Below are 25,878 nucleotides of genomic sequence, written 5' to 3' on the forward strand. Positions count from 1 at the left end.
TACCCTTAAACCACGGCCCGCCGCCGGCCGCCGGGGTCCGCGCCCCGGCCGGGGCGCGCGCACCCCGCATCGGACCGGAGACCGGCCCGCGGTCCTCAGGAGCGGTACGGCGTGTTCGCCTCCGCCCAGACGGCGAGCTCCCGCGCGCACGCGGCGACCGATTCCCGCCAGGTGCGCGCGGCACCGTCACCGGCCTCGTCACTGACGTGCTTCACCACGCGCAGCGGCACCCCGGCGAGCTCCGCGGCCGCCGCGAGCGCGTACCCCTCCATGTCGACCAGCGGCGCCCGCTCCGCGAGCCGGGCGCGGGCCGCCTCGTCCGAGATGAACGCGTCCCCGGTGGCCAGGACCACGTCTCCGCCGTCGGGCAGCGACAGCGGCGCGCCGTACGTCTCGCCGTTCAGCTTGGCGAGCAGCTCGCCGTCGAGGTCGTGCTGCAGCACGGTGCCGACCACGTGCGTCCCGGTCCAGCCGGGCCGCAGGGCCCCGGCCGTCCCCAGGTTCACGATCCCGGACGGCCGGGACCCCCTGCCGAGGACGGTCGCGAGTGCGGTCGCCGCGTTCACCTTTCCTATGCCGGTCAGGAGCACCGGCAGGTCCGTGTCCAGGAACTGCGCCTCCTCCTTGACGGCGAGGACGAGCAGAGGACGGTCGGCGGTGATCTCTCCCAAGAGTTCCATGGGGGCCACGCTAGTTCGCGCACCCGCCCGTCGTACAACCGCTGCGCATACCCGGGGCGAGCCCGCGGCTGCGCCCGTCCCCGCGTCCCCGCCCTCAGACCGGCAGCAGACGACCGATCAGCGCCCCCAGCTGGCGGGCGTTCCGGCAGGGGCGCATCTCGACGAGAGCGGCGTAGGCCGGGGCCACCGAGTCTCCCGTGCCCCACTGCGAGGGCTGCTCGGGGTTGAGCCAGTGGACCCGCCGTGCCCGGTCCGCGATCCGCTTCAGCGCCGCGAGGTTCGGGTCGGAGCCGTTGGTGCGGGCGTCGCCGAGGACGAAGACGACCGTGCGCGGCCCGACGGCCTCCGCGTACCGGTCGGCGAACTCGCCGAGCGCCGTCCCGTAGTCGCTCTGCCCGTGCCAGCCGGTCAGCTCCGCCTCCGCGAGGATCCGCTCGCCGAGCCCCGCCGGGTCGGCCGCGCCCCCGGCGACCAGCCGCGTCACCTCGTCCACCCGATTGACGAAGGCGAACACCCGTACCCGACTGAACTGCTCGTGCAGGGCCTGTACGAGCAGCATCGTGAACTGGGCGAAACCGGCCACCGACCCCGAGACATCACAGAGCAGGACCAGCTCGGGCCGCCGGGGACGGCGCCGCCGAAGCACCGGGCGCACCGGCACCCCTCCGGTCGAGAGCGACCGGCGCAGCGTCCGCCGCAGATCGATCTCCCCGCGGGCCGCCCGGCGCCGCCGGGCCGCGAGCCGGGTGGCCAGCTTCCGCGCCAGCGGCCGTACCGTACGCCGCAGCTCGTCCAGCTGCGTCCGCCCGGCGAGGAGGAAGTCCAGGGTGTCCGCCGTCCCCGCGACCGCTCGGCGCGCGACCGGCTCCCGCCCCTGGCGTTCGGCGACGCGCCGCCGCGCCTCGGTCCGCACCCGCTCACGGAACGCCTCGATCCGCCGCCGGATCTCGTCGTCGAGCAGCCGTTCGGTGAACTCGGGATCCTCCGCGCCGGGGCCGTCCTGAGCCGCTCCCGCACCCGGGCGAGCAGCGTCTCCGGGCGCAGCCGGGACAGCGTCTGGTACGAGGACCAGCCGTCCGACCCGGGGCCGGTGCCGTAGCCGCCGAAACCGCCCACCGCCTCGGCGGCGAGCCGGTCGAGGGCAGCGTCGTCACCGGCGGTGAGGGCCTCCGCGAGCCGCTCGCGGAGCGCGGCGAGGCCGTCCGGTGTGGCGTCGTACGCCTCCGCCGCCCCGGTGCGGCCGAGCGGGAAGTACAGGTCGAAGACCCGGTCGAACACCGGGCGCTGCCCCTCTCCGTGCAGCAGGGTCGCCGCCAGTGCCTCCCGTACCCGCTCGCGGTCCGTGAAGCCCACCGCCGCGAGAGCCTGTCCGGCGTCCACGGTCTCGCCCGTCCCGATCCCGAGGCCATGGGCGCGCAGCGCTCCCACCAGACCCGTCAGCCGCGCGACCGCCCCCTCGTTCACACCACGTCCAGGTCGAGCTTGGCCGCGGCCTTCACGATGTCCTCCTGGTGCTTGAGGAGGACGCCCAGGGTTTCCCGTACGATCCGCTCGTCCAGCCGGTCAGCGCCGAGCGCGAGGAGCGTCCGGGCCCAGTCGATCGTCTCCGAGACGGACGGCGCCTTCCGCAGGTCCATCGCCCGCAGCGCGCCCACGACCCGCACCACGGACGCGGCGAGCGCGGCGTCGAGGCCCGGGACCTTGAGCGTGACGATCCGGCTCTCCAGCTCCTCCTCGGGGAAGCCGATGTGCAGGAAGAGACAGCGCCGGCGCAGCGCCTCGGACAGCTCGCGGCTCGCGTTCGAGGTGAGCACGGTGAACGGCCGCCGGGTCGCCGTGATCGTGCCGAGTTCGGGCACGGTGATCTGGAAGTCGCTGAGGACCTCCAGGAGCAGGCCCTCCACCTCGACGTCCGCCTTGTCGGTCTCGTCGATCAGGAGCACGGTCGGCTGCTCGGAGCGGATCGCGGTGAGCAGCGGCCGGGGGAGCAGGAACTCCTCGCCGAAGATGTCCGTCCGCGTCTCGTCCCAGGTCTCGCCCCGGCCGGCCGTGATCCGGAGGAGTTGCTTGGCGTGGTTCCACTCGTAGAGCGCGCGGGACTCGTCGACGCCCTCGTAGCACTGCAGCCGGACCAGCCGGGCGTCCGCCACCCCGGCCACGGCCTTGGCGAGCTCCGTCTTGCCGACGCCGGCGGGGCCCTCGACGAGCAGCGGCTTGCCGAGCCGGTCGGCGAGGAACACGGTGGTGGCGACGGCGGGCGACGCCAGATAGCCGGTCGCGGCGAGTCGATCCGCGACGTCGTCGACGGAGCTGAAGAATCCGGTCGTCATGGCGGTCCCCCCGGGGAGCGAGTCCTCTACTGGCCAGTAGCCTCTGCTGTACTTGATCAGATCGAGCCCCGCCGCACAACCGCCCCGCGCGCGGGGCGCCACCCGCTGGTGCAATGGGGGTGACCGGGTACGGAGGTGTCGTGGCGGAACGGGACGAGGCCCTCCTGTCCAGGGTGGAGGCCATGGAGCAGGCGATCGGCGAGATCGGCACGACGCTCGACGAGACGAGCACCTGCCGCGAACTCGCGGCCTTCGCCGCCCGCCACCTGAGCGCCACCGCGACGGTCGACCTGTACGCCTCCACGGCGGTCGGGCCGTACGCCTCCACGGCGGTCGGGCCGTACGCCTCCACGGCGGTCGAGCCGACGACGGACCGCGGCGCCCCACCCCGGCGCGCCGCCCACGCGGAGCCACCGGCCGGCGCCGGCGGCCGGGCCGACGACGCGCTCGCCCACCGCCTCTCCCTCCCCCTCGCCGTCCACGAGGAGGAGCCCCTCGGGGCGGTCACCCTCGTCCGGACCGGAGGCGGGCCCTTCTCCGCCGACGAGGCGGCCCTCCTCCGCCACGCCACCCGGCTCGCGGCCCGGCACCTCGGGCATGCCCGGCGCCTCGCGGCCACCGAGGACACCGCGCTCCACCTCCAGCGCGCCCTCGTCGCCGAACCCGGCCGACCGCACCCCAACCTGGAGGTCGCCGGCGGCTACCTGCCCGCCGGGCCCCGCGCCCTCGTGGGCGGTGACTGGTTCGAGACCGTACGGCTCCACTTCGGCCGCAGCCTCCTCGTCGTCGGCGACGTCATGGGCCACGGCCTGGACGCGGCCGTCGACATGAACGCCTACCGCACGGCACTCCGCGACGTCGCCGCCACCGACCTGCCCCCGCACCGGGTGCTGCGCCACCTCGACTCCGTGGTCGCCGAGGACGACGCCCGCCGCCCCGCGACCTGCCTGCTCGTCCAGGTCGACCCGGCCCGCGGCACCGCCACCTTCGCCAGCGCCGGGCACCTCCCACCCGCCGTGTTCGCCGCCGACGGCTCGGCGGAACTCGTCGACCTGCCGGTCGGCCCGCCCCTGGGCACCGGCGTCGGCGGCTACGAACCGACCACCCGCCCGCTCACCCCCGCCGAGACCCTGCTGATCTTCACCGACGGACTCGTCGAACGGCGCGGCGAGGACATCGACGTGTCGCTGGCCCGCCTCGCGGCCCTGCGGCTCCCCGCGGACTCCGGCCCCGGCCGGGTCGTCGACGAGGTCCTCCGCCGCCTCGGCGCGCACGGCGCGGAGGACGACGTGGCCGTACTCGCCGCGCGCATCCGCGCGCGTGCACCCCAGTGACACGGAGTCACACCCTTCCCACGGACCGCCGTGACGCACGGTCATCCCGGCCTTGCCGGGGGCATGTTTCACGCCTGCGCGGGATTCTTCCGGCCGGACGCTTGTGCGCGGCCCCCGCGCCCGGCACGCTCATCCGTATGAACACGGCCAGGCATGCCAGTGAACGTCTGATGAGCTGGCCCTCGCTGACCCCCGGCCGCGCCCATTGCGGCGCCGAGGTCGGACTGGGTACCGCGACACAGGAGATCGTGCATTTCCACGGTGAACACGAGGCGGACGTCCACCTCACCCGCGCCATGATCGCGAAGCTGCGGCCGGCGCTCCTCGGGTCGAGCGCGGTCCGCCTCCGGGCCGGATCGGGCTGGGTGACGGTCCGCCTGGACATCGGATCGGACATCGACCTGCTCGCCACCCTGGTGAGCGCCGCCCTCCAGGCCAACGGCATCCCCGACGTCTCGCCGGACGGCTGTACCCGCACCCTCCCGATCGCCGGAATGCGCTGAGCCGGGCGCGCGGGCGTACACCGGGAGCCGCCGGCCCCGGCGCGGGGGACGTACGCCGCACCTACGCGCGCGTGCCGCCGGAACCCTCCGCCGGGACGGGGAACAGCATGCACGTGCTGGTGGCGTGGGCGAGCAGCCTGTCCTCCGCGTCGTACAGGCCCGCCTCCGCGAGCGCGGTCCTGCGCCCCCGCGACAGCACCGTGCCGATCGCCCGGACCTTGCCCGTGCCGGACGTGAGCGGCCGGAGGAAACGGGTCGACAGGTCGAGCGAGGTGTACGCCGTGCCCTGCGGGAGCGTCGAGTGCACCGCGCAGCCCGCCGCCGAGTCGAGGAGGGTCGCGTACACCCCGCCGTGCACGCTGCCGATCGGGTTGTAGTGCTCCTCGCCCGGCTCGAAGACGAACACCGCCCGCCCGTCCTCGACCTCTTCGAGGGAGAAGCCGATCAGAGCGGAGATCGGGGGCCCGGGCAGTCGTCCCGCCACCATCTCCCGCAGGAAGTCGAGCCCCGCCATCGTCCCGGCGGCCCGCGCGGTGGCCCCGGCGTCCTCCCACTCGACCGTGCGCGACCGCCCCATGACCACTCTCCGCCCGCCGAGGCCGGCTGACACCCAGCTGGCTCTGTGCGGCGAAGCTAGCTTCCGCCGCAGCTGACTGTCAACGACGCAGTCAGGTGGCTAGAGTGTGACGATGAAGTGGCTGGAGACGGACACGGAGAACTGCCCGGTCCGCCGCACCCTGGACCTGGTCGGCGAGAAGTGGACCCTGCTGATCCTGCGGGACGCCTTCAACGGCGTACGCCGCTACGACGAGTTCCGCCGGCACCTCGGGCTCTCCGAGGCCGTCCTCGCCGACCGCCTCCGCAAACTCGTCGCCGCCGGGGTCCTGCGCGCGGAGCCCTACCGCGACCCCGGCTCCCGGACCCGGTACGCGTACCGGCTCACACCCAAGGGCATCGACCTGTGGCCCGTGCTCCTCGCCCTCAAGCAGTGGGGTGACACCCACGCCGGTGAGCCCGAGGGGTCCGTCCTCGACATCCGGCACACCGACTGCGGCGCCTCCGTCCGGGTCGCCGTCCGGTGCGAGGGCGACGAACAGGCCACCCTCACGGCCCGTGACGTCACCGTCCGCCCCGGACCGGGCGCCCGCCCGCTCCCCCCGAGCTGAGCAACCCGCTGAGGCCGCCCCGCGTCCCACCGCCCGGGAAACGTCCGGCACCCGTTCGGCCGCACCCCTGAGAGGACCTGCCCCCCGGCCGGGTACCTGACGAGGCATGCCCTTCACACCCGGTCCGCCGCACGACGGTGCCCCGACCGAACACGGCCACTGGTTCCGGCGACTCCACGCGCGCGTGGTCGGCTCGTCCCTCGGGCTCGCCTGGAACCGCGGCCGGGCCATGGAACTCATGCACCGCGCCATGGGCTTCGCGGCGCTCAGCCTGCTCACCCTCGTCCCGCTCCTCATCGTCGTCGCCGCGGCCGACCTCGCGAGCGGCCAGGGCTTCGCCCGCTGGCTCGTCCAGGGCCTCGGCGTCTCGGAGGTCTCCCAGGAGGAGGTCGAGCGGCTCTTCGGCCAGCCGGGGCAGGCCCTGCAACGCACCACCGCCTTCGGACTCGCCGCCCTCGCCGCCTTCGGCGTCACCTTCGGATCCGCCGTACAGACCGGGTACGAGAGGGCCTGGGACCTCCCCACCGCCCGCTGGCACACCATGTGGCGACACGTCGTCTGGCTCGCCGTCCTCGTCGCCTCCCTCCTCCTCTTCGTCGCCACCGCGGCACCCGCCGACTCCTCGGCCGGGATCACCGTGCTCGTCGCCCTCGCCGACGTCCTCGGCACCTTCGTCTTCTTCTGGTGGTCGCAGCGCTTCCTGCTCTGCGGCCGTATCCGCTGGCGCGCCCTCGCCCCCGGAGCCGCGCTCACGGCGCTCGGCCTCCTCGGGTTGCGGATCTTCTCCCAGCTCGTGTTCTCCCCGCTCATCGCCTCGAACGCCGTGACGTACGGCCAGTTCGGCACCGTCCTCGTGCTCCAGTCCTGGCTCGTGGGCGTCGGCTTCGTCGTGTACGGAGGCGCCCTCGCCGGACGCCTCGTCCACGAACACCTCCTGGGGCGCCGCATCGCCGGCACCCGCCGCGGTCACACGTTCCGGTGATCGACTCGCGAGCGGCCGGGTGGCGGCGCGGGGCCCGCTTGGATGAAGGGGAACCATCGGTCCGTCGAGAGAGAGCCGCCCATGGCGAACATCTGGCTGCCGCCCGTCGAGTACGTAGCGACCCTGCCGAGAGCGACGGCGTACGCCTGCCTCTACTTCACCGACACCGCGGGCCGCCCCTTCCAGCTGCGCGCCAGCTACCGCACCGAACTGTGGCAGTGGCCCGGCGGCAACATGGACCCGGGGGAGACCCCCTGGGAGACGGCGGTACGCGAGTGCCACGAGGAGACCGGTCTCGTCTTCACCGGCGAACCACGGCTCCTCGGCACGCACTTCGTCACGGACCGGGGCGAGGAGTGGCCCGCCAACCACATCGGCTTCATCTTCGACGGCGGAGAGCTGACGGACGAGCAGATCGCCGCCGTCGTCCTGGACCCCGAGGAGCACAGCGAGTACAGCCTGCGCACGCTGGAGGAGTGGGAGCGGGAGATGGGCCCGGGCGAGTTCAGCCGCCTCGCCGGGATCGACCGCGCCCGCAGGACCGGCGTCCCGGTGTACCTGGACACCCGACCCTGACGGGCTGAGGTTCGGGGGTACGGGGGGCGGGGCCGTCCGTGGGAAGGCCCCGCCCCCGAACCGATCAGGCCCGGCAGCCCACCGGGTGGGCGATGTCGACCACGAAGCGCTCCGGCCCGTGCAGCCGGAAGGTCTTGTACGCGGGCTTGGTGTCGAAGGCGGCTCCGATGGTGACCACGCCCTCGAAGTCGCCCGTGAGGGCGACCCCCTTGAGCGCGGGGAGATGGATCTTCAGCAGCCGGGGTCCCTGGTAGACGGACTTCCCGTTGCCGTCGTGGGCGGCCGCGGGGGAGAGCCTGATCTCCAGGAAGTACTTCCCCGCCAGCGGGACCTTCTGTCCCGAGCCGTCCTGGTACAGCGCGGCGACCTGGCGGACGGTGACCGGGGGCACGGCGCCCCGCACGTCGATCACGAGCCGGTCGAAGGTCGCGTGACCACCCCAGCGGGCGTTGACGACCAGAGCCGTGGTCGGGGCCGTGGCGCTCCGGTACGGGGTGTTCGCGGCGTCCGCCGGGATCGTGGCGCCGATCCCGGCGATCGAGAGGATTCCCGCGGCGACGGCCGCGAGGACATGACGGTGATGCATGACGTCCCCCATTTCTCCTGCTCCGGGGACAGTGGTGTCACTGGCAGAGACATCCACCACAACCATACGGTTCCACCCGATATGGGATAAAAGAGGGATATGTGCTGGAGTGCGACGGCCGACCTCTGGGCGGGCCTCGGGATCGGCGCCGTCGGCGTGGCCGCCCTCGCCTCCGTACGCCGCCCGGGGGACGCGCCGCTCGCCGCCCTGCCCCTGCTGCTCGGCGCGCACCAGATCGTCGAGGCCGCCGTCTGGCGCGCCACCGGCGGAACCGGAACCGCCACCCTCGCCTGGGCCGTGATCGCCCTCCCGCTGCTGCCCCTGTGGGTGCCCGCCGGCGTCCTCGCCGCCGCCCGCCCCGCCGACCGGCCGCGCCTGCTCGCCCCGCTCGCGGTGGGAACCGCGACCGCCGCGTTCCTCGCGTACCGCCTCGCCACCCGCCCCGTCACGGCCGAGGTCAGGGGCCACACCCTCGGCTACGCGGTCGACCTGCCGTACGCGCCCCTGGTCCTCGCCGGATACCTCCTCGCCACCGTCGGCGCGTTGCTCCTCGCCCGCGACCGGCTCCTACGGCTCCTCGGGGCGGTCACCGGGGCCGGGGCGGCCGTCTGCGCCCTGCTGTGGCGCACCGAGTTCCTCTCCACCTGGTGCGCCCTCGCCGCCGTCGCCTCCCTGCTGCTCCTCCTCTGGATCCGGCGGCGGCCGGCCGTAACCCCGAGGGCCGCTCAGTAGTTGACCAGGTCATGAAGAAGCGCAGCATGCTCGCCATCGCCTCCCTCGCCGCAGGCGTCGTCACCGCCCTCATCACCCCTCCGCCGCAGGCCAACGCCGCCGAGGGCCCCCTGGGTGGCGCCACCGGCCTCCTCCAGGAGGACCAGGCCGTCGAGACCGTCCAGGACGCCGTCCAGGACGCCGTCCAGAGCACCGAAGGCGCGCTCCCGGTCCCCAAGACCGGCGGGCTGCTCTGACCCCCGACACATCACGACCGGTGCCCCGCGCCCCCCCATCGGGCCGCGGGGCACCGGCGCGCCATGACCCGGGCGGAGGCAGCCCGTGCGCGCGCCGTCCGCGAGTGATGAAAGGATGCCCCCATGAGCGACAACGTTTACTTCGACATCACCATCAACGACGAGCCCGCCGGCCGGATCACCTTCCAGCTGTTCGACGACGTCGTCCCGAAGACGGCGCAGAACTTCCGTGAGCTCTGCACCGGCGAGCACGGCTTCGGCTACGCCGACTCCCCGTTCCACCGCGTCATCCCGCAGTTCATGCTGCAGGGCGGCGACTTCACCCGCGGCAACGGCACCGGCGGCAAGAGCATCTACGGCGAGAAGTTCGCCGACGAGAACTTCAAGCTGAAGCACGACCGCCCGTTCCTGCTGTCGATGGCCAACGCCGGCCCGAACAGCAACGGCTCGCAGTTCTTCATCACCACGATCGTCACCGACTGGCTCGACGGCAAGCACGTCGTCTTCGGCGAGGTCGTCGAGGGCCAGGACCTCGTCAAGAAGATCGAGGGCCTCGGCTCCCGCTCCGGCGCCACCAGCGCCACCATCAAGGTCGCCGCGTCCGGCGTCGTGAAGGCCTGATCGCCTTCCCGAACTGAGCGGAGGGCGCAGGGCGCCCTCACTCGACCACCCCGGCCGGGGCGGGGAACGCGGTCCACGCGACGCGCACCCCGCCCCCGGGACTCGGGCCGTTTTGGGGCGTTCCCTCAGGTGAACGCGGGCGCGTTGCGCGCCGCCCACGCCGAGAAGGGACTCGGCGCGCGGCCGAGGACGCGCTCCACGTCCGGGCTCACCCGCCGCTCCTCGGCCAGGGGTTCGCCCATCACCGACAGCATCCCGTCGACGGCCGCCTCCGGCAGGAACCGCACCAGCCGGGACCGCGCCTCGCCCGCGCTCAGCGCCACGAACCCGACCGGGCCGCCCACCACCCCGGCAAGGGCATCGGCCTGCTCGCGCGGCGACACCGCCACCGGACCGGTCAGGACGTACGTCCGCCCCGCGTGCGCCGGATCGCGCAGCGCCTCCGCCGCCACCGCCGCGATGTCCGCCGGATCCACCACCGGCAGCGCCACGTCGGCGAACGGGGCCGCCACCGTACGGGCCGAACGCACCTGCTCCGCCCAGAGGAAGGCGTTCGAGGCGAATCCGCCGGGCCGCAGGACCGTCCACTCGAGCCCCGACCCCCGTACCGCCGTCTCGAACGTCCGCAGCACCTCGTGCGACACGGAACCGGTCCGCGTCCCCACCAGCTGCGAGGACTGGAACACGATCCGCCGCACCCCGGCGGCCACCGCCGCCGCCACGATCTCGCGCGGACTCAGCTCGTCCCCGAGGCCGGCGACGAGCAGGTAGACCGCCTCCGCTCCCTCGAACAGGCCCTTGAGACCGTCCACATCGGCCAGGTCGCCCTGCCGGTGCGCCACCCCCGCGGGCAGCCCGGCGGCCGGCCGCCGGCTCACCGCCGTCACCCGTTCACCGGCCGCGGCCAGCAGCTCCACCAACGGCCGTCCGACGTTCCCCGTCGCTCCGGTCACCACGATCACCACAGTTCCCCTCCAGGGAGTCCCCGGCGGAGCGCGAGCGCTCCGCCGTCTTCGTGACCTCATCCTGGAAGGCGAACTGGCCACCTTCTGGCCAGTTTCACGAGCGGGTCCCAGCGAAGCGGCCGGAGCCGGAGCCGGAGCCGAATCCAGAGCGCGAGCCGCAGCCTCAGCCCGTCTCGCCGAAGCGCCGCTCGAACTTGGCGATCCGCCCCTCCGAGTCCACCGTTCGCGCCTTGCCGGTGTAGAACGGGTGGCTCTCGGAGGAGATCTCCACGTCGATCACCGGGTACGTGACGCCGTCGTCCCACTCGATGGTCCGGTCGCTGGTCGCGGTGGACCGGGTCAGAAAGGCGTACCCGGCCGATCGGTCACGGAACACCACCGGGCCGTACTCGGGCTGCTTGTCCTGCTGCACGTGTCCTCCTCGGGCTGCCGCCCCGACTCGCCCGGCCTGATCGGCGCGGGCCACCCCCAGCCTCCCCGCGCGCACGGCCGCCGACCAGTGCCACGGGGCCGATCGGGTGATCCTCAGCCGTGCTCCGGCCAGCGCGCCGCCAGCAGCAGCGCGATGTCGTCGGGGCGGGCCGTGGCCTGTCGGGCCTCCCGGATCACCCGGTCGGCGGCCTCCGCGAGCGGCAGCGAAGCGGCCGCGGCGAGAGCCCGGCGCAGACGCTCGATCCCCTCGTCGATGTCCCGGCCCGGCAACTCCACCAGACCGTCCGTGAAGAGCGCGAGCACCGCGCCGGGATCCAGCCGCAGCCGCGTCACCGGATACGACGCCTGGTCGTCGACCCCCAGCACCACCCCGCCCGCGAGGTCCAGCAGCTCCGTCGAGCCGTCCGGCCGCAGCAGCAGCGGCTGCGGATGCCCGGCCCGCACCGCCCGCATCTCGCCCGTGGCGGGGTCGAGGAGTACGTAGCAGCAGCTCGCGAACTGCCCCGGGTCCAGGTCGATCAGGAGCCGGTTCGTCCCGCGCATCACGTCCTGCGGCCGATGACCGCCCAGTGCGAACGCCCGCACCGCGCTGCGCAGCTGCCCCATCGTGGCCGCCGCCGCCACGCCATGTCCCTGCACGTCGCCGATGACCAGGGCGAGACATCCCTCCTCCGTCTCGATCACGTCGTACCAGTCGCCGCCGACGTCCATGCCCCGGGTGCCCGGCAGGTACCGGCCCACCGTGTCCACCCCGTCCCGCACCGGCAGCCGGTGCGGGAGCAGCGCGTCCTGGAGCCCCCGTGCGACCGCCGACTCCGAGTCGTACCGCTGCGCCCGCTCCAAGGCCTGCGCGATGAGGCCCGCGAGTGCTGTGAGCACGGTCCGCTCCTCGGGACTGAAGCCGCGCGGCCGGTCGAAGCCCAGGATGCAGGAGCCCACCGGCCGGCCCGAGGCGATCAGCGGCAGGAACGCCCGCGCCCCCGTGTGGGCGTCCAGCGGAAGGCCCGGATACGCCCCGCCCAGCTGCTCCATGGACTCGAAGAACAGCGGCCTGCCCGTGGTCAGCGTCTCCACCCCCGGCAACCGGGCGTCCAGGGCCACACCGTCGAAGGCTTCGAGGAACCCCGGCGGGAAACCGGTCTCCCAGGCCAGGTACAGGCGCCGGTCGCTCAGCAGGTAGATGGCCAACTGACGCCCGCCGAACGCCGGAAGCAGTTCCTCCGTCACCACCGCCGACACCTGGCGGGCCGTCACGGCCTCGGAGAGCGCGATCGCGAGCGCGACCGGCCGGTACGGGGCCACCGCCCGGTCACCTGGCAGGGAGAAGGTGTCGTCCGTGACCCTCCCGCCGCCCGACCCCGGCGTGATCCGCTCCGGGCCCTCCTCGGGGACCAGGACCATCGTCACGCCGTCCCGCCCCGGATGCAGCGAGACCGACAGCCACCGGCCGGGCTCGGGCTGGGCCAGGAAGCGCACCGGTTCACCGGAGACGAGTGCGGCGCGCAGCTGCTCCTCGTGGAACGGGAGCCCGAACCAGGGCAGCGCCTCCCACAACGGCCGCCCCGCCAGAGCGCCGCGGGGACGACCGAGCAGCCGCTCGGTGCGCTCGTTGACGTAGGTGACGCGGCCCAGGCGGTCGATCGCCAGGATCGCCCGCGGCAGCCTGTCCGTGGCGTCCGAGCCGATGAGCCCGGTGCCGAGGTCGACGAGGGTGCACATGAGCCGCAGCCCGTCCCCGTCCGCCTCTGCCGCGTCCGCGGCGCCCTCCGCCCCCGGCGGGACCCTACGCGCCCGCGTGGAGGCCTCGAGAAGGTGCAGTCCGCCGTCCGGTCCCTTCAGCCGGAACCTGCGCACCGCCGGCCGTCCGTCCGCCCCCGTCGCCTGCCGGGCGGCCGCCCACAGCGCGTAGCCGTCCTCCGGTTCGAGCAGGGACGTCAGCGACTCGATCGAGCACGGCGAGGTCACCTCCGCGCCGAGGATCGCCAGGAGCCCGTCGTCCATCGTGACCGTGCCCGTGCGCAGGTCCCAGTCGAAGGACCCGAACCGGACCGGCGGCGCGCCCGTCGTCGACAGCTGCACGCACACCGGGTCGCCGGGCCACTCGACCGCCGTCCCCCGGTCGGCCAGGCCGGCCAGGGCCTCGCCGAGGCGGAGCGCTCCCCGCGTCATCCGGCTCCGGTCCCGCCCGTCCACCGGCACCCCGGGCGTGGGCGCCCGCAGCGCCACGAGGACCCCGAACCTCTCACGGCCCGCGACGACCGGCGCGTACAGCGAGGCGAAGGGGAACGGCAGGCTCGCCACCAGCTGGGGGAACCGCCGCATCGCCTCCTCGACGTCGGCGAGGTGGACGGACTGACCCGAGCGATGCACCTCGGCCACCGGGAACGGCCGGTTCTCATGCATCCGCCACCACGGTCGGAACACCGGTCCCGGCAGTCCCACCAGGACCGCGAGCCTGAGCAGCCCCGGCGTTCCGGAGCGCAGGTACACCCCGCCCGCGTAGCCCCCGACCTCCTCGACCGTCCTGAGCGCCGTCTCCGCGAGAGCCCAGGTCAGCGCACCGGAAGCAGGCCCGTCCGCGGCTCCGGTCCCGGACGGACGCCCGGTTCCGCCAGCCGGGCCGGGGCCGGACGCGCCGTGCGAGGTCACACAGCCAGCATGCCCCCCACCGGAAACGCCCTGCATCCCGGACGCGGGCCTCCACCCCTGGGTGTATTGACCGCATGCCCCCGGGCCGTCACACTCGGTAGTCAGTCAGGCCCCGCGGTCGCGCGGCGCCACCACCTCGCGCTCAGGGGGCACGATGACGGACCGCGTTCTTCCGTACGACGTACAGGGCGACGGCCCCCGGCGGGCCCTCGTGCTGCACAACTGGTTCGGCGACCGCACCAGCTTCGCTCCGATGCGCGCCCATCTCCGCGACACCGACGGCTCCTACGCGTTCGTCGACTGCCGCGGCTACGGCGAGGCCCTCGACCGTCCGGGCGCCTACACGATGGAGGAGGTCGCCGCCGACGCCCTCGCGGTCGCCGACGACCTCGGCTGGGACTCCTTCTCCGTCATCGGCCACTCGATGGGCGGCAAGGCGGCACAGCTGATGCTCCTGGACGCCCCCGACCGCGTCCGCTCGATCATCGGCATCTCGCCCGTCTCGGCCGCCGGTTTCCCCCTCGACGGCGACACCTGGGAGCTGTTCGCCGGAGCCGCCGAGGAACCGGCGAACCGGCGCGCCATCATCGACAACACCACCGGCGGCCGCTACGACGACGCCTGGCTGAGCACCCTCGTCGAGCGCTCCGTGGGGCGCTCCTCCGCGACGGCCTTCCGCGCCTACCTGGACTCCTGGTCCCGCACCGACTTCCACGAGCGCGTCCGTGACAACCCCACGCCCGTCCTGCTCGTCGTCGGCGCCCACGACCCCGCGCTCGGCACCGAGGCGATGGAGGCCACCTGGCTGCGCTGGTACCCGAACGCGCGCCTCGAAGTCCTCAAGGACGCCGGCCACTACGCGCCCGAGGAGACGCCGCAGGCCCTCGCCGAGGCCATCGAGGCCTTCCTCGCCGCCTGACGGGCCCCGCCCCTGACCTGCCGTCGCCGCCGAAGACGCGTCTACCCTGGAGGGACGGGCAGCTGACACGTTCTCCCCGGGCCCGGGGACGGGCCCGGAGCCGCGCAGGCGGAAGGGCGGCGGCCATGTACTTCAACGACCGGATCGACGCGGGCCGGCAGCTCGCCGCCCGGCTCGGCCACTTCACGGGCCAGGACGTCGTGGTGCTCGGTCTCCCGCGCGGCGGTGTGCCGGTGGCCGCCGAGGTCGCCGACGCCCTCGGCGCGCCGCTCGACATCTGTCTCGTACGGAAGCTGGGTCTGCCCCGCCAGCCGGAGCTCGCGATGGGCGCGCTCGGCGAGGGCGGGGTGCGGGTGGTCAACGAGCGGGTGATGCGCGAGACCGGGGCGGACGCGCGCGACCTCGCCGCCGTGGAGCAGCGCGAGCACGCCGAGCTCGACCACAGGGCCCGGCGCTACCGGGGCAGCAGGCCCTCCGTGCCCCTCGACGGGCGGACGGTCCTCGTCGTCGACGACGGCCTCGCGACCGGGGCCACGGCCCTGGCGGCCTGCCGGGTGGTACGCGCCCGGGGCGCCGCCCGGATCGTCCTCGCGGTACCGGTCGCGCCGCCGGGATGGACGGCCCGGCTCGGCGGGGAGGCCGACGAGACCGTGAGCGTCCACACGCCGGAGATGTTCTACGCGATCGGACAGTTCTACCGGGACTTCGCGCAGACCCCCGACGCGGAGGTCATCGCCTGCCTGGACCGGAACCGGGCCACGCGCGGGCCAATCGTCCACGCGGAGGACGTACGGATCCCCGCCGCCGGGGCCACGCTCAACGGGCACCTCGCTGTGCCCGAGAACGCCGCCGGCATCGTCCTGTTCGCCCATGGGAGCGGCAGCAGCCGGCACAGCCCCCGCAACGGGGCGGTCGCGGCGGCACTCAACGGGGCGGGCCTAGGAACGCTCCTCTTCGACCTGCTCACCGAGGCCGAGGCGGGGGACAGGGCCCGGGTCTTCGACACCCCGCTGCTCGCCGGCCGTCTCGCCGACGCCACGGCCTGGCTCGCGGGCCGGCCCGCGACCGGCGGCCTCCCGCTCGGCTACTTCGGGGCGAGTACGGGAGCCGCCGCCGCGCTGTGGGCGGCGGCCGATCCCGCGTCCTCCGTGGCCGCCGTCGTCTCACGCGGTGGCCGGCCCGACCTGGCGGCCGACCACCTGGCCCAGGTCAGGGCCCCGACGCTGCTCGTGGTGGGAGGCAGGGACGAGCTGGTCCTCGACCTCAACCGGCGGGCCGGGTCCCGGCTGCGCTGCGAGCACCGGCTCGCCGTCGTGGAGGGCGCCACCCATCTGTTCGAGGAGCCGGGTGCCCTGGAGCAGGTGGCGGAACTCGCCGGCTCCTGGTTCACCCGGCACTTCGCGACCAGCGGGATCAGTAGGGCCCGTTGACGTTGTCGATGGAGCCGTAGCGGTCGGCCGCGTAGTTGCAGGCGGCCGTGATGTTGGCGACCGGGTCGAACAGGTCCGTGGACGTGCCCGGCACGTGGTACGCGTCGAAGGTCGGCTGGATCACCTGGAGGAGGCCCTTCGAGGGCGTTCCGGCCACGGCGTTGGAGTCCCAGAGGTTGATGGCCTGGGGGTTGCCGGACGACTCGCGCATGATGTTGCGGAGGATCCCGTCGTAGGAACCGGGGATGCCGCGCTGGGACATGATGTCCAGCGACTCCCGGATCCAGCCGTCGAGGTTGTTCGCGTACTGGGCGGCGGCCGGGGCGGCCTGGACGGGAGCGGCGGCGGGAGCGGCCTGCGCCGCGGAGGCGCCCGTGTCCTTGGCGACGGCCGGGGCGGCGGGACGGCGCTCGGAGCGGCTCGCCCGATCGGCCGAACCGGTCTTCTTCGCCTTCGCGGGAGCGGCCTTCGCGGAATCCCGACCGAGCGTCAGTTCAAGGCCGGGACGAATAAGTGACGGGTTGTCACCCACCACGCTCTTGTTGGCCTGGTAAAGGGTCTTCCAGCCGCCCTGAATTCCCTTCTTCTGGGCGATCAGGGAAAGCGAGTCGCCGCTGACGACCGTGTAGGTGCGGGCGGCGGCCGGTGCGGTCGGGGCCTTGGCCGCGGCCGCGACGGCGGGAGCGGCGAGGGCGGCGGCGGGCCGGGCAGCGAGTTCCGGAGCTCCGGAAACGGGCGCGGCGCCGGCTGCGGCGGGGGCGATCAACGGGAGGGCCAGGGCGGCTCCACCCGTTCCGACCAGCGCGATTCCACGCGAGACGGGGTGGCGTCGGGGGCGGCGGTGCTTACCGTGTGCAGGCATGACGGATTCCTCTCCGGCGCCTTCGGGGTGAGCTGTCGGGTTCGGACTGGAGATGTCCGGCCGCGCGCACGCGGCTTCACCCCGAGCCGTTCCGGAATCCGGGCCGGCGTATTCGTGGGTCCCCCGCTCCTGCCGTCGGGTGAAAAGGGAGGTATTTCGAGCGGTGGCAGGATTCGGCGATCCGCTCGAATGGAGGTGACCGTAGGCCAGTAATGCGACGGAGAACAAGAGGGGCGGGTCGACGGGCCCGGTGAAAGGATCACGGAATTCTCCGAATTCAAGATCGACCGTTCTTCCGGTCCGCCGAACTTCCTTGCGCGGCGGGGCTCGCGCCGGGTCAGGAGGCGGGGGAGCCCCTGGGAAAGTGAGTCGCGTCACCAGGTGTTCAATGTCCGAAAATGCGCCTTAATTCGGTTAATAGGCGAGAGCGCCGGAAAAGCCCTGTCGATCGCAGGGGCACTCAAGGGCATAACGCGCAAACCCGACATTCGTGCTGAAGGATGGTGCCACCCCGACCGAGGAGCCGCCCGGATGTCCCCCTCCGCCTCCCTGATCAGCCCCGACGCCCTCGACCGTGAGGCCGCCGCCCTCTACGAGAGCGCCACCTGGCAGCGGATCGTCACGGACTTGACCGCCGCGCCACCGCCCGCGGGTACTCCCGCCCCCGCGCCGGCCCCGGTGCCGGACACGGAGTCGGACTCCGAGAGATGGCGGACTCTGCTCACCCTGCCCGTGGACCGGCTCGTCGCCGACGCGCTCGACGCGCTGCCGCCGCCCCTGCCCGCCGAACGCCGGCTCCCGGGCCGGATCGGAGCCGTACTCCCCGACAAGCTGCACGCCTGGCGGCGCCTCGGCCAGCCCGAACTGCGCCCCTCGGTCCACCTCGGCTACGCGCGCCTCGTCCTGGCGGAGTGGGGCTGGCAGAACGCGCCGTACAAGCTGCGGGACGCCCGGGGGGCCCGATGCGTCTGCGGCGCCCTGCTCGCCGCCCACCGCCTCGGCTACGGCAGCGCGACGACGATGAACGAGGCCGCCGCCTGGATCATGGCCGAGCTGCGGTCACGGGGCTGGCAGGAGCTGATCGGGCCGTGGAACCGGGCCCCCGGCCGTACCGCCGCCGACGCCCTCGCCCTCCTCGACGCCACCATCCACCGCGCCGCGCACGCCGGCCGCTGAGCGGCCTTCCGCCGTGTGGACCACCGGCCGGGCTCGGTGGCGAGCTCGGCCGGGTCGACGGCGGTCCCTCCGGCTCCTACTCGGTCCGCTCGACGACGAACAGGGGGATCTCGCGGTCGGTCTTGCGCTGGTAGTCGGCGTAGTCGGGGAACGCGGCGACGGCCCGCTCCCACCACGCCCGGCGCTCCTCGCCGGTGACCAGACGCGCCTTCATGTCCCAGACGCGCGTGCCGTCGCGGAGTTCCACGAGCGGCGAGGCGACGAGGTTGTGGTACCAGACGGGGTGCTTCACCGCCCCGCCGTTCGACGCGACGAGCGCGTACGCCCCCTCGTGCTCGACCCGCATGAGCGGCGTCTTGCGGAGCTTGCCGCTCCTCGCGCCGACGTTCGTGACCAGGACGACGGGCAGACCGCGCATGGTCGTGCCCTTGGTGCCGCCGGACGACTCGTACAGCTCGACCTGGTTGCGCACCCACGCCGAGGGGCTGGGCTCGTATTCGCCTTCGAGGGGCATGGAGATCCTTTCGGGGGCGTCCGCTGTCACCGGCTGTCTGCCGCGTCCCCCCGACGCTAGCGGACGGACCCGCCCGCGTCCCGGCCGTCCTGGCCGATGCGTTGTCAGTGCCGACTCATAGGGTGGCTCCTGACGGTACGAGTGGCGGCGCAGGGGAGAGTGGTCGGCATGCGGGAGTTGTTCCTCGCGGACCAGCGGGCGTACATCCGGTGGATCGACCTGCCCGGAGACGGGCCCGTGCGGGTGTTCGTCCACGGACTCGGGTGCACGGCGGCGTCGGACTTCGCCCACATCGCGGCCCACCCCGCCCTCGGCGGCTCCCGGGCCCTGCTCGTGGACCTCCTCGGCCACGGGCTGAGCGACCGGCCCGCCGCCTTCGACTACCGCATGGAGTCCCAGGCGGCGGCGGTGGCCGCCGTCCTCGACCACCTCGGACTCACGGGCGTCGACCTCGTCGGGCACTCCATGGGCGGCGCCGTGACGATCCATCTCGTGGCGGCGCGCCCGGACCTCGTGGCCCGGCTCGTGGTCGCGGAGCCGAACCTGTACGCGGGCGGCGGCGCATTCAGCTCCCCGGTGGCCGCTCAGGACGAGGACGCGTTCGTCGCGAAGGGGTTCGCCCGGATGCTGGCCGCGCTCGACCGGGCCGACTACGCGGCCCGGCTGCGCCTCGCCGACCCGCTCGCCGTCCACCGCAGCGCGACCGCCCTCGTCGAGGGCAGCGTGCCCGCGCCGGGCGACCTCCTCGCCGCGCTCACGCTGCCCCGCACCTTCCTCCTCGGGGAGTTCAGCCGGCCGGACCCCGACGCGGAGAAGGCGGCGGCGTTCGGCGTACCGGTGATCGAGATCCCGCGCGCGGGCCACAACCTGATGCTGGACAACGCGGAGGGGTTCGCGACGGCGCTCGCCCGCGCCCTGTCGGGCGCCCCGACGCCGCCGCCCGACCACGACGGCGGCTGACGCGGACGAGGTGCCGTCGGCACCCGCGGACCAGGGAGCCGACCGGCCCCTTTTCTCCCTCCCACCCCTCCAGGAGCTCAGGTGCACAGCCTCACGTACGCCGACATCAAGACAGCCACCGACCGGATCGCCGGTCACATCCGCCCCGTCACGACCACCCCGGCCGATCTCGACCCCGTCCCCCGGGCGGACCCCGGCACCGGGCCGTACACGCTTCACCTCGCCCTGGAACTCATGCAGCACGCCGGCTCCTTCAAGGCCCGTGGCGCGCTGAACTTCCTCCTCGCCCACCGGGAGGAAGGCACCCTCCCCGCCGCCGGTGTCACGATCGCTTCCGGCGGCAACGCCGGGCTCGCCTGCGCCTGGGCCGCCCTCCGGCAAGGTGTCCCCGCCACCGTCTTCCTGCCGACCACCGCCCCCAGGGTCAAGGCCGACAAGCTTCTCGGCCTCGGCGCCGACGTACGGCTCGTCGGCACGGAGTACGCCGAAGCGCTGACCGCCTGCGAGGCGTTCGCGGCCGAGACCGGCGCGCTCGCCTCCCATGCCTACGACCATCCCCTGATCGCCGCCGGGGCCGGAACCCTGCTCGACGAGATCCTCGCGAGGATCCCGGACCTCGACACCGTCGTCGTCTCCGTCGGCGGGGGCGGCCTCTTCGCCGGAGTCGCCACCGCCGCCCGGCACCACGGCATCAGGACCGTCGCCGTCGAACCCGAGAACTGCCGCGCCCTCGACGCCGCCCTGCGGGCCGGGCACCCCGTCGACGTGCCCGTCGACTCCGTCGCGGCCGACTCGCTCGGCGCCCGCCGCGTCTCCGCCACCGCCCTGGAAACCGCCCGACAGGACGGCGTCCGTACCGTCCTCGTCCCGGACAGCGAGATCGTCCGCGTCCGCCGGGAGCTGTGGGACGACCGCCGCCTCGCCGTGGAGCACGCCGCCGCCACCGCCCTGGCCGCGCTCACGACCCCGGACCGGCCCGGTGCCACGGGCCTCGGCTACCGCCCCGAGCCGGGCGAGAAGATCTGCGTCGTCCTCTGCGGCGCCAACACCGACCCCACCGACCTCGTCCACACCACCGCGTAGTCGCGCGGGGCGGACGCCGGCCCTGAGGAGCCGGTGGTCCGGCCGCCTCGCTCCGTGCGTCAGGATGGGAACATGACCGAAATTCGTACCCCCCGTCTCATCCTCCGACGCTGGACCGACGACGACCTCGTCCCGCTGGCCGAGATCAACGCCGACCCCGAGGTCATGCGCTGGATCGGCGACGGCTCGGTCCGGGACCTGGAACAGACCGCCGAGGACATCGAGCGGTACGAGGAGGAGTGGGACGAGGAGGGCTTCGGGCTCTTCGCCGTCGAGCTCATCGCCTCGGGCGAACTCATCGGCTTCGCCGGCTTGTCCGTTCCCGAGTTCCTGCCCGAGGTCATGCCGGACGTGGAGATCGGCTGGCGCCTCGGCAGGCCCTTCTGGGGCCAGGGGTACGCCTCCGAAGCCGCCCACGCGGTCCTGGAGTTCGCCCTCCAGGACCGCGGGCTCGACCGGGTCGTCGCCATCACGCACATCAGCAACCAGGCGTCCGAGAACGTCATCGGCAAGCTCGGTATGACCGCGGAGCGCGAGACGAACCACCCGGCCTTCGACGTCCCCCTGCGCGTCTACGCGATCGACCTCACCGAGTACGAGGCCTGAGCCCCCGGGGGCGCCCCCGTCAGGGGAGCGGTCAGTTCCGCTCGGGCAGGTCCCGCTCCGCCGGCAGCACCGTGAGGTCACCGGCCGTGGACAGGGCGGCGGAGCGCGCGGTCGCAGGGGCCGCGGGCTTCTTGCCGCAGAACGCGGCCTCCAGCGTCCCGCCGAGCGCCGTGTTCGCGGCGCCGTGGTTCGAGGTGTTCGCCACCGCGGAGAGGCTGCGGCGACCGTCCCGGGTCGAGAAGGCGTACGTGTAGAAGCCCTGCACGGTGCCGGTGTGCCCGTACACCTGCGTACCGCACGACAGGTCGTAGCGGCGCAGGCCGAGTCCGTAGAACCGGGTGTTGGTGGCGTCGGTGGGCGTGACCGTCGTCATCGCCTCCATCATCGCCGGGGACAGCAGCCGGCCGCGCATCAGGGCGCTGGTGAACGTGTTCAGATCGGCCGGGCTCGAGATGACGGCCCCGGCCGACTGCGCCCAGGACACGGTCTGCTCGGTGGAGTCCACGAGCGCGCCGCCGGCCTCGTCGGGGTGCAGATAGCCGCGCACGTGGTTGCCCTTGATGCGGACGTCCGGGTGGACGTACGACGTCTTGAGCAGCTTGAGCGGCTTGAAGATGCGGCGCTCGTACGCGTCGGACACGGGACGGCCCGTGGCCTCCTCGATGAGCATGCCGACCACCACGAAGTTGGCGTTCGAGTACTTGTAGGACACGCCGGGCTCGGTGGTCCTGGGCTCGCTCAGGGAGAGGTCGACGAGCTCCTGGTAGCTGAACACCCGGTTCCGTACGGCCTCGAAGCCCGGCACGGTCTTCTCGAACATCGCGTTCGTGTAGTCGGCCAACCCGCTGCGGTGCGTCAGCAGATGACGGACCGTGATGCGGTCGTCGGGGAGCAGGCCGGGCAGGTACGTGTTCACGGACGTGTCCAGCTCCAGCTTGCCTTCCTCCACCAGCTGCAGGAGCACGACCGTGGAGAACGTCTTGCTGACGCTGCCGATCCGGAAGCGCGCCTGGACGTCCATGGGCGCGCCCGAGGCACGGTCCTGGACGCCGACGGTCCGGCTCCGGACCCCGTCGGGGCCGGTGAACCGGGCCATCGCCCCCGGGGCGCCGTTGGCCATGGCCGAGTCGAGGGCGGCGACGACGCCGGCCATGTCGGGCTTGGGGACGGCGGGCGTCTCGGCGGCGGTGGGGGAGACGGGGACGCTCGGGGCGGCGAACGCGCTGGTGGCGGGGACGACGCCTGCGGCGAGCGCGGCGATCAGGGTGGCGCTCACGGCCAGGCGTCGGTGCGACGGCAGGGGCACGGTGATTCCTCGGCTTCTTCCGGTTCTTCCGGATCGTTCGGCGCGGCACACGACGGCGGTGCACCGCGGGGCGTGGGAGAACCGGCCGTTCGGGCCTGGCCCCCGGCACCCATGGATCATGAGTGCCAACGTCCGGAAACGGTTCCTGACACGGGGAGCGGGTTACGGAGCCCCCTCTTCCGGAGCCCGCGCTTCCGGCGCCGGTTCCGGCACCGCGCGGACGGCAGGGTAGTGTCCCGGCCGTCGCAGTGATCATCGCCGAAGGGCTGGACATGACCCGCATCCCGCGACCGGGGACCCGGTGGGCCCCTTGGGGGCGATGCCTCACCAGGGCCGGAATCACCGACGCCGCCGCCCGCCGGGACCACAGCGGGCAGCGACGGCGCGTCGCCCGCTTCGCCCCCGCGGAGTACCTCGCCGTGCGACTCCTGCTGCCGGCGGACGTCGTGCCCGGCGTGATCGCGGCCGTGGCCTTCATGCACGTCACCGACGACCGGATCGACCAGGGCGACGCGGCCTGGCGCACGACCGCCCTGGAGCAGTGGCAGGGACGGACCCGACGGGCTCTCGCGGCGGGCACGTCGGAGGACGCCGTGCTGCGGGCCCTGTGCCGCAGCACTGAGCGGCATCCCTCACTCCGTACGCATGTGGAGGAGTTCCTCACCGGGGCGCGGGCGGAGGTCCGCTGGGAGGGCTTCGCCGCCGACACCGACGTGCGCGCCTACGTCGACGACTACGCGATGCCGGCCTTCATGCTGACCGCGGGTCTGCTGCCGAGGTCACCGGCGAACGAACCGGAGTTCCTGCGGTGCTGCCGGCTGCTGATCGAGGCGATGCAGCGACTCGACTGGCTGGAGGACCTGGGCGAGGACCTGGCCACCGGTCGGATCGGCATTCCGCTCGACGCGCTGGCCGCGCACGGCCTCGACCTGAAGTGCCTGGCGGCGGGGGAGTGCGACACCGGAGCGCTCGGACGTCTTCTCCTGGAGCAGGCGGAGAAGGCCCGGAACTGCCTGACGGCCTCCCGAGAACTGGAGACCGTCGTCGACCGTGCCGTGCGGCCCTTCGTACGCGCCCTGATCCGGGTTCAGGACCTGCGCCTCCAGGCCGTGCTGCGCAGCGGCCCCGGACTGCTCGCCACCGCGTCGAAGCCCTCGCGCGCGAAGGCGCTTCTCGTCCTCGCGGGGGAGGCCTTCTCGGCCTCCCGCCGCTGAGACGCGCCCCCGGGTACGGACGCGAGGAAGCCCCTCCACCGACACGGTGGAGGGGCTTCCTCGCGTGCGTCGTGGCCCGGCGCCTACTTCAGGACGGCGAGCGCGGCGTCGTAGGCGGGCTCGTGGGCGATCTCGTTCACGAGCTCGGCGTGCAGCACCTTGTCGTTCTCGTCGAGGACGACGACGGCACGGGCGGTCAGGCCGGCCAGCGGGCCGTCCGCGATCTCCACGCCGTAGTTGGTGTGGAACTCGCGGCCGCGGAGCGTCGAGAGGCTCTTGACGTTCTCGAGGCCCTCGGCGCCGCAGAAGCGGGCCTGGGCGAAGGGCAGGTCGGCGGAGATGCAGAGCACCACCGTGTTCTCCACCTCGGCAGCCCTCTCGTTGAACGCGCGGACGGAGGACGCGCACGTCGGGGTGTCGACGCTCGGGAAGATGTTGAGGACCTTGCGCAGACCGGCGTAGTCCTTGAGCGAGGCGTCCGCGAGGCCCTCGGCGACGAGTGCGAAGTCAGGAGCCTGGCTGCCCGGGGCGGGCAGGGTGCCGTTGACCTGTACCGGGTTGCCCTTCAGCGTGACCTGGGCCATGGGGAATCTCCTTCGGGCGGTGTGGTTGACAACGGGGGAAATCGTACGGCGTGCGGGACCGCGGGCCGGACGCGAGTCGGCCGAACCGTTCATCCGGCACCGGTTCGGACCCCTTGACGACTCTGGTTCAGACCTTTAGGTTCCGGCCTCGACAGCTGTCGGCTGTTCACATATCTGAAGAGAGGGCAACCCCATGTCCAGATGGCGCGATGGCTCCGCTACGAACCGCACCGGAAGGAGCGCGCTGCTCGCCGTCCCCCTGCTCGCCGCCGCTCTCCTCGCCGCACTGATCGCCGGCCCCGGAGGCGGCCGCGCCGAAGCGGCCCCCACCACGTTCGTCCACCCCGGTGTGCTCGTCTCGCGGGGGCAGCTCGACTTCACCCGCCAGCAGGTCAACGCCGGGGCGCAGCCCTGGAAGGCGGCCTTCGACCGGATGATGGCGAGCAAGTACGCCTCGCTGTCCCGGGTTCCCAAGCCCCGCTCGGTCGTGGAGTGCGGCTCGTACTCGAACCCGAACAACGGCTGCACCGACGAACGCGAGGACGCCATCGCCGCGTACACGCTCTCCCTCGCCTGGTACGTCACCCGGGACGGCCGCTACGCCCAGAAGGCGATCGAGATCATGGACGCCTGGTCCGGTGTGATCACGGACCACACCAACTCCAACGCGCCCTTGCAGACGGGCTGGGCCGGATCCTCCTGGCCGCGCGCCGCCGAGATCATCCGCTACACGTACACCGGCTGGCCCCAGGCGCGCGTCGACCGCTTCAAGACCATGCTGCGCACGGTCTACCTCCCCGAGGTCGCGAACGGCTCCCACTCCAACGGCAACTGGGAACTCAGCATGACGGAGGCCGCGATCGGCATCGCCGTCTTCCTCGAGGACCGAGCCGCCTACGACAAGGCCGTGGCCAAGTTCCGCGGCCGCGTCCCCGCGTACATCTACCTCGCGAGCGACGGCGCCCTGCCGAAGGTCGCGCCGGGCAGCGGCCTCGACACGCGCGACGAGATCGTCCGGTACTGGCAGGGGCAGACCACCTTCGTCGACGGTCTCACCCAGGAGACCTGCCGCGACCTCACCCACACCGGCTACGGGCTCGCCGCCATCGCGCACATCGCCGAGACGAGCCGCATCCAGGGCCAGGACCTCTACCCCGAGGTCGCCGACCGGCTGCGCCACGCCCTCGGACTCCACGCCAAGTACGAGCTGGGTCAGCCGGTCCCGAGCTGGCTCTGCGGCGGGTTGCTCAAGGACCACCTCGGGCCCGTCACCGAAGTGGGCTTCAACGCGCTGCACCACCGCATGGGGTACGCGATGACCAACACGCAGAACCTCACCGAGTCCAGGCGCCCGGCGGGCACCGACAACCTCTTCGTCGCCTGGGAGACGCTCACCCACGCCGGCAACGCCGGCTGAGAAGAAGGGGAGGGC

27 protein-coding genes, 1 pseudogene and 1 riboswitch are annotated in these 25,878 nt (G+C 73.4%); of the genes and pseudogenes, 16 read left to right on the forward strand and 12 right to left on the reverse strand.

Annotated elements, in window-relative coordinates:
- Window positions 1-95: 95 nt before the first annotated feature.
- The 3 genes and pseudogenes from ABT034_RS27930 to ABT034_RS27940 form a co-directional block, all read right to left on the reverse strand.
- Window positions 96-680 carry a nucleosidase gene (locus ABT034_RS27930; protein ID WP_351219818.1) on the reverse strand — a complete coding sequence of 195 codons (585 nt, stop codon included), beginning with the start codon at window positions 678-680 and terminating at the stop codon, window positions 96-98.
- Window positions 681-774: 94 nt separating this feature from the next.
- A pseudogene (locus tag ABT034_RS27935) lies at window positions 775-2,144 on the reverse strand (VWA domain-containing protein).
- Entirely contained in the window at window positions 2,141-3,010 is an 870-nt protein-coding gene (locus ABT034_RS27940) for an AAA family ATPase (protein ID WP_351219819.1), read from the reverse strand. The pseudogene ABT034_RS27935 and the gene ABT034_RS27940 overlap by 4 nt, the downstream one beginning before the upstream one ends.
- A 140-nt stretch (window positions 3,011-3,150) precedes the next feature.
- Here ABT034_RS27940 and ABT034_RS27945 point away from each other — a divergent pair, with 140 nt between their 5' ends.
- Complete coding sequence (locus ABT034_RS27945) at window positions 3,151-4,344, forward strand: PP2C family protein-serine/threonine phosphatase (RefSeq protein WP_351219820.1); 1,194 nt, start codon at window positions 3,151-3,153, stop codon at window positions 4,342-4,344.
- A gap of 137 nt (window positions 4,345-4,481) precedes the next feature.
- The gene (locus ABT034_RS27950) at window positions 4,482-4,847 is read left to right on the forward strand and encodes a luciferase domain-containing protein (RefSeq protein WP_351219821.1); all 366 of its coding nucleotides are present in this window, start codon (window positions 4,482-4,484) and stop codon (window positions 4,845-4,847) included.
- 61 nt (window positions 4,848-4,908) lie between these two features.
- Here ABT034_RS27950 and ABT034_RS27955 read toward each other — a convergent pair whose 3' ends face one another.
- Complete coding sequence (locus tag ABT034_RS27955; RefSeq protein ID WP_351219822.1) at window positions 4,909-5,424, reverse strand: PaaI family thioesterase; 516 nt, start codon at window positions 5,422-5,424, stop codon at window positions 4,909-4,911.
- A 112-nt stretch (window positions 5,425-5,536) separates the two neighbouring features.
- On the opposite strand from ABT034_RS27955, the gene ABT034_RS27960 reads away from it, so the two are divergent.
- The 3 genes from ABT034_RS27960 to ABT034_RS27970 all read left to right on the forward strand — a co-directional run bounded on the left by ABT034_RS27960 (window position 5,537) and on the right by ABT034_RS27970 (window position 7,571).
- A complete protein-coding gene (locus tag ABT034_RS27960; RefSeq protein WP_351219823.1) occupies window positions 5,537-6,013 on the forward strand; it encodes a winged helix-turn-helix transcriptional regulator in 477 nt (158 codons plus the stop codon).
- Between the two features lie 106 nt (window positions 6,014-6,119).
- Complete coding sequence (locus ABT034_RS27965; protein WP_351219824.1) at window positions 6,120-6,995, forward strand: YhjD/YihY/BrkB family envelope integrity protein; 876 nt, start codon at window positions 6,120-6,122, stop codon at window positions 6,993-6,995.
- Window positions 6,996-7,076: 81 nt separating this feature from the next.
- Window positions 7,077-7,571, forward strand: a complete 495-nt coding sequence (locus tag ABT034_RS27970) for an NUDIX domain-containing protein (protein ID WP_351219825.1) — start codon at window positions 7,077-7,079, stop codon at window positions 7,569-7,571.
- A 64-nt stretch (window positions 7,572-7,635) separates the two neighbouring features.
- Here the strand turns inward: ABT034_RS27970 and ABT034_RS27975 are convergent, their stop codons facing one another.
- Window positions 7,636-8,157, reverse strand: a complete 522-nt coding sequence (locus ABT034_RS27975; protein ID WP_351219826.1) for an AMIN-like domain-containing (lipo)protein — start codon at window positions 8,155-8,157, stop codon at window positions 7,636-7,638.
- Window positions 8,158-8,256: 99 nt separating this feature from the next.
- Here ABT034_RS27975 and ABT034_RS27980 point away from each other — a divergent pair, with 99 nt between their 5' ends.
- From ABT034_RS27980 to ABT034_RS27990, 3 genes are all read left to right on the forward strand, one after another.
- Complete coding sequence (locus ABT034_RS27980; RefSeq protein ID WP_351219827.1) at window positions 8,257-8,889, forward strand: DUF6629 family protein; 633 nt, start codon at window positions 8,257-8,259, stop codon at window positions 8,887-8,889.
- A gap of 11 nt (window positions 8,890-8,900) precedes the next feature.
- Window positions 8,901-9,125 carry a hypothetical protein gene (locus ABT034_RS27985; RefSeq protein ID WP_351219828.1) on the forward strand — a complete coding sequence of 75 codons (225 nt, stop codon included), beginning with the start codon at window positions 8,901-8,903 and terminating at the stop codon, window positions 9,123-9,125.
- Window positions 9,126-9,248: 123 nt separating this feature from the next.
- Window positions 9,249-9,746 (forward strand): peptidylprolyl isomerase, encoded by a 498-nt coding sequence (locus ABT034_RS27990; RefSeq protein ID WP_351219829.1) that lies wholly within the window; start codon window positions 9,249-9,251, stop codon window positions 9,744-9,746.
- Between the two features lie 125 nt (window positions 9,747-9,871).
- Here ABT034_RS27990 and ABT034_RS27995 read toward each other — a convergent pair whose 3' ends face one another.
- From ABT034_RS27995 to ABT034_RS28005, 3 genes are all read right to left on the reverse strand, one after another.
- A complete protein-coding gene (locus ABT034_RS27995) occupies window positions 9,872-10,708 on the reverse strand; it encodes an SDR family oxidoreductase (RefSeq protein WP_351219883.1) in 837 nt (278 codons plus the stop codon).
- Between the two features lie 166 nt (window positions 10,709-10,874).
- Window positions 10,875-11,123, reverse strand: coding sequence for a type B 50S ribosomal protein L31 (locus ABT034_RS28000; protein ID WP_351219830.1), 249 nt, complete (start codon window positions 11,121-11,123; stop codon window positions 10,875-10,877).
- A 113-nt stretch (window positions 11,124-11,236) separates the two neighbouring features.
- Window positions 11,237-13,792 carry a SpoIIE family protein phosphatase gene (locus ABT034_RS28005; RefSeq protein ID WP_351219831.1) on the reverse strand — a complete coding sequence of 852 codons (2,556 nt, stop codon included), beginning with the start codon at window positions 13,790-13,792 and terminating at the stop codon, window positions 11,237-11,239.
- Between the two features lie 154 nt (window positions 13,793-13,946).
- On the opposite strand from ABT034_RS28005, the gene ABT034_RS28010 reads away from it, so the two are divergent.
- Together ABT034_RS28010 and ABT034_RS28015 are read left to right on the forward strand one after the other, a co-directional pair.
- The gene (locus tag ABT034_RS28010; RefSeq protein ID WP_351219832.1) at window positions 13,947-14,711 is read left to right on the forward strand and encodes an alpha/beta fold hydrolase; all 765 of its coding nucleotides are present in this window, start codon (window positions 13,947-13,949) and stop codon (window positions 14,709-14,711) included.
- A gap of 125 nt (window positions 14,712-14,836) precedes the next feature.
- The gene (locus tag ABT034_RS28015; RefSeq protein WP_351219833.1) at window positions 14,837-16,141 is read left to right on the forward strand and encodes an alpha/beta family hydrolase; all 1,305 of its coding nucleotides are present in this window, start codon (window positions 14,837-14,839) and stop codon (window positions 16,139-16,141) included.
- Here the strand turns inward: ABT034_RS28015 and ABT034_RS28020 are convergent.
- Complete coding sequence (locus tag ABT034_RS28020; RefSeq protein ID WP_351219834.1) at window positions 16,125-17,003, reverse strand: LysM peptidoglycan-binding domain-containing protein; 879 nt, start codon at window positions 17,001-17,003, stop codon at window positions 16,125-16,127. The two genes, ABT034_RS28015 and ABT034_RS28020, sit on opposite strands and share 17 nt — an antisense overlap.
- A gap of 4 nt (window positions 17,004-17,007) precedes the next feature.
- Window positions 17,008-17,191: riboswitch (cyclic di-AMP (ydaO/yuaA leader) on the reverse strand.
- A 343-nt stretch (window positions 17,192-17,534) separates the two neighbouring features.
- Here ABT034_RS28020 and ABT034_RS28025 point away from each other — a divergent pair.
- Window positions 17,535-18,179 carry a DUF6197 family protein gene (locus tag ABT034_RS28025; RefSeq protein ID WP_351219835.1) on the forward strand — a complete coding sequence of 215 codons (645 nt, stop codon included), beginning with the start codon at window positions 17,535-17,537 and terminating at the stop codon, window positions 18,177-18,179.
- 76 nt (window positions 18,180-18,255) lie between these two features.
- Here ABT034_RS28025 and ABT034_RS28030 read toward each other — a convergent pair whose 3' ends face one another.
- Window positions 18,256-18,693: a nitroreductase family deazaflavin-dependent oxidoreductase gene (locus tag ABT034_RS28030; protein ID WP_351219836.1), complete on the reverse strand. Its 438-nt coding sequence runs from the start codon at window positions 18,691-18,693 to the stop codon at window positions 18,256-18,258.
- A gap of 168 nt (window positions 18,694-18,861) precedes the next feature.
- On the opposite strand from ABT034_RS28030, the gene ABT034_RS28035 reads away from it, so the two are divergent.
- The 3 genes from ABT034_RS28035 (at window position 18,862) to ABT034_RS28045 (ending at window position 21,342) form a co-directional block, all read left to right on the forward strand.
- Window positions 18,862-19,653 (forward strand): alpha/beta fold hydrolase, encoded by a 792-nt coding sequence (locus tag ABT034_RS28035; RefSeq protein ID WP_351219837.1) that lies wholly within the window; start codon window positions 18,862-18,864, stop codon window positions 19,651-19,653.
- A gap of 81 nt (window positions 19,654-19,734) precedes the next feature.
- On the forward strand, window positions 19,735-20,736 hold the full coding sequence (locus ABT034_RS28040) for a threonine/serine dehydratase (RefSeq protein WP_351219838.1): 1,002 nt from the start codon (window positions 19,735-19,737) through the stop codon (window positions 20,734-20,736).
- A gap of 72 nt (window positions 20,737-20,808) precedes the next feature.
- The gene (locus tag ABT034_RS28045; RefSeq protein WP_351219839.1) at window positions 20,809-21,342 is read left to right on the forward strand and encodes a GNAT family N-acetyltransferase; all 534 of its coding nucleotides are present in this window, start codon (window positions 20,809-20,811) and stop codon (window positions 21,340-21,342) included.
- 31 nt (window positions 21,343-21,373) lie between these two features.
- Here the strand turns inward: ABT034_RS28045 and ABT034_RS28050 are convergent, their stop codons facing one another.
- Window positions 21,374-22,648: a serine hydrolase domain-containing protein gene (locus ABT034_RS28050; protein ID WP_351219840.1), complete on the reverse strand. Its 1,275-nt coding sequence runs from the start codon at window positions 22,646-22,648 to the stop codon at window positions 21,374-21,376.
- 272 nt (window positions 22,649-22,920) lie between these two features.
- Between ABT034_RS28050 and ABT034_RS28055 the strand changes: the two genes are divergently transcribed.
- Window positions 22,921-23,862, forward strand: coding sequence for a phytoene/squalene synthase family protein (locus tag ABT034_RS28055; protein WP_351219841.1), 942 nt, complete (start codon window positions 22,921-22,923; stop codon window positions 23,860-23,862).
- A gap of 83 nt (window positions 23,863-23,945) precedes the next feature.
- On the opposite strand, the gene tpx is transcribed toward ABT034_RS28055, so the two are convergent.
- Complete coding sequence (gene tpx, locus ABT034_RS28060; RefSeq protein WP_351219842.1) at window positions 23,946-24,446, reverse strand: thiol peroxidase; 501 nt, start codon at window positions 24,444-24,446, stop codon at window positions 23,946-23,948.
- A gap of 193 nt (window positions 24,447-24,639) precedes the next feature.
- Here tpx and ABT034_RS28065 point away from each other — a divergent pair, with 193 nt between their 5' ends.
- Complete coding sequence (locus ABT034_RS28065; RefSeq protein WP_351219843.1) at window positions 24,640-25,863, forward strand: alginate lyase family protein; 1,224 nt, start codon at window positions 24,640-24,642, stop codon at window positions 25,861-25,863.
- Window positions 25,864-25,878 lie beyond the last annotated feature (15 nt).

Origin of the sequence: Streptomyces sp. NPDC002773 (assembly GCF_040295605.1) — a bacterium.
In the GTDB taxonomy this organism is placed as follows: Bacteria; Actinomycetota; Actinomycetes; order Streptomycetales; family Streptomycetaceae; genus Streptomyces.

What these genes read in the sequence shown, in the direction of transcription:
- tpx (WP_351219842.1), bottom strand. Translation starts at nt 24,446, where the DNA reads ATGGCCCAGGTCACGCTGAAGGGCAACCCGGTACAGGTCAACGGCACC.
- ABT034_RS27965 (WP_351219824.1), top strand. Translation starts at nt 6,120, where the DNA reads ATGCCCTTCACACCCGGTCCGCCGCACGACGGTGCCCCGACCGAACAC.
- ABT034_RS27940 (WP_351219819.1), bottom strand. Translation starts at nt 3,010, where the DNA reads ATGACGACCGGATTCTTCAGCTCCGTCGACGACGTCGCGGATCGACTC.
- ABT034_RS27975 (WP_351219826.1), bottom strand. Translation starts at nt 8,157, where the DNA reads ATGCATCACCGTCATGTCCTCGCGGCCGTCGCCGCGGGAATCCTCTCG.
- ABT034_RS28055 (WP_351219841.1), top strand. Translation starts at nt 22,921, where the DNA reads ATGACCCGCATCCCGCGACCGGGGACCCGGTGGGCCCCTTGGGGGCGA.
- ABT034_RS28030 (WP_351219836.1), bottom strand. Translation starts at nt 18,693, where the DNA reads ATGCCCCTCGAAGGCGAATACGAGCCCAGCCCCTCGGCGTGGGTGCGC.
- ABT034_RS28045 (WP_351219839.1), top strand. Translation starts at nt 20,809, where the DNA reads ATGACCGAAATTCGTACCCCCCGTCTCATCCTCCGACGCTGGACCGAC.
- ABT034_RS28010 (WP_351219832.1), top strand. Translation starts at nt 13,947, where the DNA reads ATGACGGACCGCGTTCTTCCGTACGACGTACAGGGCGACGGCCCCCGG.
- ABT034_RS27980 (WP_351219827.1), top strand. Translation starts at nt 8,257, where the DNA reads ATGTGCTGGAGTGCGACGGCCGACCTCTGGGCGGGCCTCGGGATCGGC.
- ABT034_RS27970 (WP_351219825.1), top strand. Translation starts at nt 7,077, where the DNA reads ATGGCGAACATCTGGCTGCCGCCCGTCGAGTACGTAGCGACCCTGCCG.
- ABT034_RS27930 (WP_351219818.1), bottom strand. Translation starts at nt 680, where the DNA reads ATGGAACTCTTGGGAGAGATCACCGCCGACCGTCCTCTGCTCGTCCTC.
- ABT034_RS28035 (WP_351219837.1), top strand. Translation starts at nt 18,862, where the DNA reads ATGCGGGAGTTGTTCCTCGCGGACCAGCGGGCGTACATCCGGTGGATC.
- ABT034_RS27960 (WP_351219823.1), top strand. Translation starts at nt 5,537, where the DNA reads ATGAAGTGGCTGGAGACGGACACGGAGAACTGCCCGGTCCGCCGCACC.
- ABT034_RS28065 (WP_351219843.1), top strand. Translation starts at nt 24,640, where the DNA reads ATGTCCAGATGGCGCGATGGCTCCGCTACGAACCGCACCGGAAGGAGC.
- ABT034_RS27950 (WP_351219821.1), top strand. Translation starts at nt 4,482, where the DNA reads ATGAACACGGCCAGGCATGCCAGTGAACGTCTGATGAGCTGGCCCTCG.
- ABT034_RS27990 (WP_351219829.1), top strand. Translation starts at nt 9,249, where the DNA reads ATGAGCGACAACGTTTACTTCGACATCACCATCAACGACGAGCCCGCC.
- ABT034_RS28015 (WP_351219833.1), top strand. Translation starts at nt 14,837, where the DNA reads ATGTACTTCAACGACCGGATCGACGCGGGCCGGCAGCTCGCCGCCCGG.
- ABT034_RS28020 (WP_351219834.1), bottom strand. Translation starts at nt 17,003, where the DNA reads ATGCCTGCACACGGTAAGCACCGCCGCCCCCGACGCCACCCCGTCTCG.
- ABT034_RS27985 (WP_351219828.1), top strand. Translation starts at nt 8,901, where the DNA reads ATGAAGAAGCGCAGCATGCTCGCCATCGCCTCCCTCGCCGCAGGCGTC.
- ABT034_RS28025 (WP_351219835.1), top strand. Translation starts at nt 17,535, where the DNA reads ATGTCCCCCTCCGCCTCCCTGATCAGCCCCGACGCCCTCGACCGTGAG.
- ABT034_RS27955 (WP_351219822.1), bottom strand. Translation starts at nt 5,424, where the DNA reads ATGGGGCGGTCGCGCACGGTCGAGTGGGAGGACGCCGGGGCCACCGCG.